At 56.6% G+C, this 6,243-nt stretch carries 6 protein-coding genes; 2 read left to right on the top strand and 4 right to left on the bottom strand.

Annotation, left to right across the window (positions count from 1 at the left end):
* From mobC to K5905_RS24980, 4 genes are all read right to left on the bottom strand, one after another.
* Positions 1 to 385 (bottom strand): plasmid mobilization relaxosome protein MobC (gene mobC, locus K5905_RS24995; protein WP_297589167.1); only part of this gene is annotated, 385 nt, incomplete at its 3' end.
* Entirely contained in the window at positions 382 to 1,140 is a 759-nt protein-coding gene (locus K5905_RS24990; protein WP_297589164.1) for a helix-turn-helix domain-containing protein, read from the bottom strand. The genes K5905_RS24990 and mobC, both read right to left, overlap by 4 nt.
* 303 nt (positions 1,141 to 1,443) lie before the next feature.
* Positions 1,444 to 2,319, bottom strand: a complete 876-nt coding sequence (locus tag K5905_RS24985) for an isocitrate lyase/phosphoenolpyruvate mutase family protein (protein WP_297589162.1) — start codon at positions 2,317 to 2,319, stop codon at positions 1,444 to 1,446.
* A 101-nt stretch (positions 2,320 to 2,420) separates the two neighbouring features.
* On the bottom strand, positions 2,421 to 3,092 hold the full coding sequence (locus K5905_RS24980; RefSeq protein WP_297589159.1) for an IclR family transcriptional regulator: 672 nt from the start codon (positions 3,090 to 3,092) through the stop codon (positions 2,421 to 2,423).
* Between the two features lie 89 nt (positions 3,093 to 3,181).
* Between K5905_RS24980 and acnA the strand changes: the two genes are divergently transcribed.
* A complete protein-coding gene (gene acnA / locus K5905_RS24975) occupies positions 3,182 to 5,761 on the top strand; it encodes an aconitate hydratase AcnA (protein WP_297589156.1) in 2,580 nt (859 codons plus the stop codon).
* Positions 5,761 to 6,243, top strand: a 483-nt coding sequence (locus tag K5905_RS24970; protein ID WP_297589153.1) for a PrpF domain-containing protein, incomplete at its 3' end; no start/stop codon positions are given. The genes acnA and K5905_RS24970, both read left to right, overlap by 1 nt.

Below are 6,243 nucleotides of genomic sequence, written 5' to 3'. Positions count from 1 at the left end.
CAGCCAGGAGCTGCAGGCCGTCGAGCTGACGCATGTCGCCAGCGGCCTGGGCGGAGTTCACGGCGCGGGCGATCTGGTTCAGGTTGGTGCCGATGCGGCTGAGTGCCGTCACAAGCTGCGGTTCGACCTGCGGTGTGGCACGGCGGCGCGGGGCTTTGATCTGCCCCAACGCCCCGCGCAACAGCTCCGAGACGGAGATTTTGTCCGCGGCGGCGCGGTGCTTGAGATTTCTCTTTTCCTCCGTCGTGCAACGCATAACAACCGTCTCGTCGAAACGGATCGTTTGCGGTCTGGAGGGGTTCGAAGGGGAGGCTTGTCGCCCCTCGCAAGGTACCGTGTCGTATGACATGGGTCGCCTTGCTCTTGTCAGATCCGCCGCAGTCATGCCGCTTGCCTATAGGCTGTTTGAGAGGCCGATTGGTGTGCGATCGCGGGCAGTCTGTTCAGGAAATACGTCAGGCATTCCTGCTCTTTGTCGGAGCCACCTTCCGGTGGCCATCGGCCGGGGAGCTGGTATCCGGATGAACCGTTCACGCTGGTCGCGAGATTGAGCCGTGCCAGGTTGGGCAGGGTCTTCTCGGCAAGCCAGGCATTCCATTCATCGACCTGCCGGGTCTGAGCTGTTGGAAGAACGACGACGGGAATGGAACGGCGAGAGACGGCCTTCGCGCGCGCCTCACGCGCGTTAGGTTTTTTATTTATTTCTTTCTCTTTGTTTGGTGGACAGGTTTGACCGCCTTTACTGGACACATCTGACCGCCTTTGGGGACAATTCTGTCCGTCTTCAGAAGTGCGAAGGGGGACAGATTTGTCCGTCTTTTCTCTGAGCTCAGAGGCCTTTAAGATCGAGGCGTCGGTAGGGCAATACTCCGTATTGTGACCGACGCCATTCCCGCGTTGAACGCCAAGCCAGCCACCTTCTTCTAGATCGCGGATGGCACGCTGGATGGATTTGACACTCTTGCCGGTTGCTGCGGCAATAGTCTTGTAAGACGGCCACGCCTTCTCGGTGTGGCCGTTCACATGTGCGGTCACGATATAGAGCGCCACGCACTTGGCATTGTCGTTGATATTGGCATCACAGCTCAGCAGTCTCAGCCACTGAAGCTTCACTTCCCGGAATGGACGGCGCTCGCTCATGCGCGCCTCCGACGACTCATCGGGAGCCTTTTCTTAGGTGAGGCAAGGCGGCAAAAAGGTGGGACAGTGGCTTTTGTAAGCCATTGAAATCCTTCAGGCAGGCGTTTTGTCCCACCTTCGGATAAGTTATTGATTTTCTTCAGTTTGGCTAGGCCCTCCGGGCCCACCAATTTCCCTGTTTCTCAAAGAGTTCGAAGCCAAGCTGAAAAATCGCGGCGTGGCCAGTTCGGAATGCGGCGGGGTGGCAACCGGAGCGGGGTGCTGACGCCGTTGCGGGATTGAGTCCGGTTTATTCGCGGGCGGCTATTTGTCCGAATATCGCTTCTCGAGCTCGTCGTAGTGGTCCTTGTGAACGGCATGCTGGCGGATTTCGAAGCTGGCGACGGGACCGTTTTCGTCCATGCGGCCGTCGCTTTTCAGCATGCTCAATGCGTCGTGCATGCCTTTCAAGGCACCCTGAAGTGCCACATTGGCGTAGAGGACCAGGCCGAAGCCCATCTGATCGAGTTCTGAAAAGTCCATGATCGGGGTCTTTCCTCCAACGACAAGATTAATCAGCTGAGGTGTTCCGGATAGCCGCTTGGGAATTTCACGGATGTTCTCAAGACCGCTCGGGGCTTCGATAAAGGTAATGTCTGCACCGTCTTCGATGAACGCTTCGGCGCGTTCGATAGCGGCATCGAAGCCGTGAGTCGCGCAGGCATCCGTGCGGGCGACAATCAGGAAATCGGGATCCTGGCGAGCGTCTGCAGCCGCTTTTATTCTGCTGCGGGCTTCCACGATGTCCACGACATCCTTTCCTGAAAAATGGCCGCAGCGTTTCGGGTTGACCTGGTCCTCCAACTGGATTGCGCTTGCGCCGGCGCTTTCAAGAGTGCGGACCGTGTGATGAACATTGAGGGCGTTGCCGAACCCTGTATCGGCGTCGACCACGATCGGCAGGCTGGTGATATTTCGAATGGCTGCCGTGTGCTCCGCGATTTCCGGTAGCGAGATGAAGCCAAGGTCCGGCATGCCGAGATTGGTGTTGGTGAGGCCGGCGCCGGAAATATAGACCGCTTCATAACCAAGCTGGTCAATGACACGTGCTGCCAGTGCATTGGCAGCTCCGGGTATCAGAACAGCGCCGCCACTGTTCAGGCGTTTGCGAAACGCTTTGTTGATTTCGTGGTTCATCATGGCGACGACTCCGGCTGTGTGAGTTTGCGCTCCTGCGTAAGATGCAGCCGGTTTCTTGGCAAGCGTCACTCAAGTGCGTTCTATCAGGCGAAACGATGTTCTCAAGTGGTCGTCAGGCTTCTGGCAAGACTTTCCAGCAGAGGGATGGCATTTTCACGGGCCTCCTTGTCGAACCTTGTGGCAAGGCCGGATACGGTGAGCGCTCCGACGAGTTCTCCCGATCCGTTAAAGACGGGTGTCGAGATGGAGGAGATGTTCGGATTGGTCTGCCCGACGGAACTTGCCGTTCCGTTTTTGTTGAAGGGAGCGAGATCACCGACATCTTCACCGGAAAAATGGCGAAGAACCAGGCCTGACGCGCCGGTCGACAGTCTCAGTCGCATACCTTCTTCAACATGAAACCGTAGGAGATTTGGAGAATTTTCCCTGTATAAACAAACACGTTCGTTGCCTGCGCGCACATAAAACGAGGCAGTTTCCCCGGTTGCTTCGGAAAGGATTTTGAGGGAGGGAGCGACATGCTCCCGCTTGGTGAAATCCCGCCTGAAAATCAATCCAAGACGCCAGACACTTGGACCGACGCTGAACCGGCCGTCTTCGTCCCGCTGGATGAAGCCGTATATGCCCATGGAATTTGTCAGCCGTAAAATGGTGCTTTTATGCAGGCCGGTTTCTTCCGCGATCTGAGCCAGAGTCATGATCGGTTTTTGAGTTGAAAACGCACTCAGGATCGACAAGGCGCGTTCCACGGATTCTGTACGGTTGGCGGTCATGTTCGTTCTATCGGGTGAAATCGTGTTCAGATCACCTTGCCGCACGCCTGGATGACTGTCTAGCCTTTCGGTCATACAGGAGAGGTTACTTGCGTTTTCACAACATCGGAAATTCATCCTATAGAGCGGCGGATTACTGCGGGCTCCTGGGAAAAGGCTATCGCAGCTTGCCTTATTCGCTGCGGGTACTGGCAGAAAACGCTGCCCGTCATTCTCAAGATGGTTCAGCCGCATTGGATGTGCTGGCGCGGAAGGGCGACGCCGTTCCCTTTCGCCCAGCGCGTTTGCTGCTGCACGACATGCTCGGAATCCCGGCGCTGATCGATATCATGGCGATGCGCAACTTGTTGGAAGAGCAGGGCGGTGACCCGAAAACCGTCGACATGAGCCTGCCGGTGGATCTCGTGATCGATCACTCCATGTCGATCAATCACTGGGCAGACAGGTTCGCGTTGCAGAAGAACATGGATCGCGAATTCGAAGTCAATCGTGAACGTTTTGCCTTCCTCAAGGCCTGTGAAGCGCGGTTCCCACGTCTGCGGGTCATTCCGCCCGGAGGCGGCATCTGCCACCAGATCAATCTTGAATGTCTCGGGCAAACGGTTTTGCCGTCGCAGGAGGAAAGCGCTGTTCTCATTCCAGATTCCTGCCTTGGTACCGACAGCCACACACCGATGATCAATGCACTGGGCATTATCGGCTGGGGTATTGGCGGGCTTGAAGCGGAGGCAATCCTGTTCGGGGAAAGCACTCCTGTCAATGTGCCGCGCGTGATCGGTCTGGAGGTTACCGGAACACCCTCCAATGACATAACGGCAACGGATATTGCCCTTGTTGTTGCAGAAAAACTGCGTGCACTTGGCGTCGTGGATACGTTTGTCGAACTCTTCGGTTCAGGCTATCGCAGCTTGAGTGTCGCGGATCGCGCGACCATTGCAAACATGGCGCCCGAATATGGTTCAACGATGGTCTTCTGTCCGGTCGACGAGCGAACAATTGACTATCTTCGACAGACCGGACGCAGCGACAATGTTGACCGGACAGAAGCTTATTGCAGGGCGCAGAAGCTCTGGGCAGACGGCATCGATACGGCTGTGGATTACGATGCCGTCGTTGATCTTGATCTTGGTCGGATCGGTCGATCTGTTTCCGGCCCTTCTCGTCCTGAACAACGGATCGATCTTGCCAATGCGAGTGATCGACTGAAGCTGCAAGGCGAGACAGAACGCAGAGTTCCGATTGAAGGTGAAGACCATGACATCGGCGATGGCGACGTGATCATCGCCGCCATCACAAGCTGCACCAATACTGCAAATCCGCGAAACATGGTGACGGCAGCCCTGGTGGCCCGCAACGCGGTCGCAAGAGGGATGCAAGTTCCGCCTCATGTCAAAACATCGTTGGCACCAGGTTCAAGAGTTGTGGCGCGCTATCTGGAGCAAAGCGGGTTGCAGCAATCGCTCGACACACTGGGATTTGAGGTCGCGGCATTTTCCTGTTCAACCTGCAACGGCATGTCGGGCCCTTTGGATCCGGTTCACGAGGCTGCAATCAAGGCCAATGACGTCAAGGGAATTGCGGTTCTTTCCGGCAATCGGAATTTTGCCGGCCGTATTCACCCGCTCGCCTCGCGCAACATGATCGCATCACCGCCACTGGTGGTCGCCTATGCCCTGATGGGCACGATCCTGAAGGACATTACCTCAGAGCCGCTTGGGATCGATCGGGACGGTAGTCCGGTGATGCTGACGGAAATATGGCCCTCGGCCGACGAAGTGACACAGATTGTCGAAACATTTGTGACGCCTAAGGAATTTCGCGAAAACTATGCAGCTATCAGCGATGTCAATTCGCGCTGGAACGATTTGGAGGTAAGCGCGGGAACCTATGAATGGGCTCCTTCCAGCTACGTGTCCTTTCCGCCCTTTGTTCGCGAAATCGAGCCGAGGGAGACGGCAATTGGACCTCTCAAAGGGCTTCGTCCGCTGGTTATTCTGGGGGACAGCGTCACCACAGATCATATTTCTCCTTCCGGGATCATTACACCTGAATCCGAGGCTGGTCAGTATTTGCAGGCAAGGGGCGTTGCGCCTCAGGACTTCAATTCCTTCGGAACACGGCGTGGCTGCTCGGATGTCGTGGTTCGCTCGACCTATGCAAATTACAGACTGAGAAATGAGATGACCCCCGAAAAGGAGGGCTCGTGGACGCGTGTTGAACCCGACGGTGACGTAACCTCCGTTTTCAAGGCAATTCAGACCTATCTCGAACGGGACCAGAAGCTTGTGGTGATTGGCGGACGGGAATACGGGTGCGGCTCCTCCAGAGACACTGCCGCGAAGGCACCGTGGCTGGCCGGTGTCCGCGCAGTGATTGCGGAGAGTTTTGAACGGATCCACCGGTCCAATCTCGTGAATATGGGAATTGCACCGCTTTGTTTTCCGGAAGGTGTCACACGTCGCACGTTGAAGCTGAACGGCAGCGAAACCTATGACATCGATCTCGATGAAAGCTTGAAAAGTGCGACCCTCACCGTGCATCGCACAGATGGAAGCTCCGAAGCGACACCTCTGGATCTGCGGCTCTACAACGAGGTTGAACGGGCGACCTTCGCGGCGGGTGGACTGTTGCCTCGTGCGTTCCGGAAATTCCTGGCGGGAGGTGCCTGATGGCGAACCGGTTGCGCGCAGCCTTTTACCGGGGCGGCACCTCCAAGGCAGTGGTTTTCAATGGCAAGGACCTGCCGGAGGATCCGAAGCTCCGTGATCGAATATTCCTTCATGTGCTGGGCAGTCCTGATCCATATGGGCGCCAGTTGAACGGGATGGGAGGTGGACTTTCCTCCCTGTCCAAGGTTGTCATTGTCCAGTCGTCGGAGCGTGAGGATGCAGACGTCGATTATACTTTCGTGCAGATTGCGGTAGACGAACCGCTGGCTGACTACGGCTCAGCCTGCGGGAACATGTCTTCCTGTGTCGGGCCGTTTGCGGTCGAGGAAGGCATGGTCAATGTCGAGCGCGGTGAAACGTCGGCGCTTGTGCGCATATTCGACACAAATACAAAGCGCCTTTACCACGCGCGGTTTCCACTCAGGAACGGCAAGGTGGTGGAAGAGGGGACTGTCGCCATTCCCGGTGTCTCCGGAACAGGT

The organism is Roseibium sp., assembly GCF_025698965.1.
Lineage (GTDB): Bacteria > Pseudomonadota > Alphaproteobacteria > Rhizobiales > Stappiaceae > Roseibium.
This window is presented reverse-complemented; position numbering and strand designations above follow the sequence as displayed.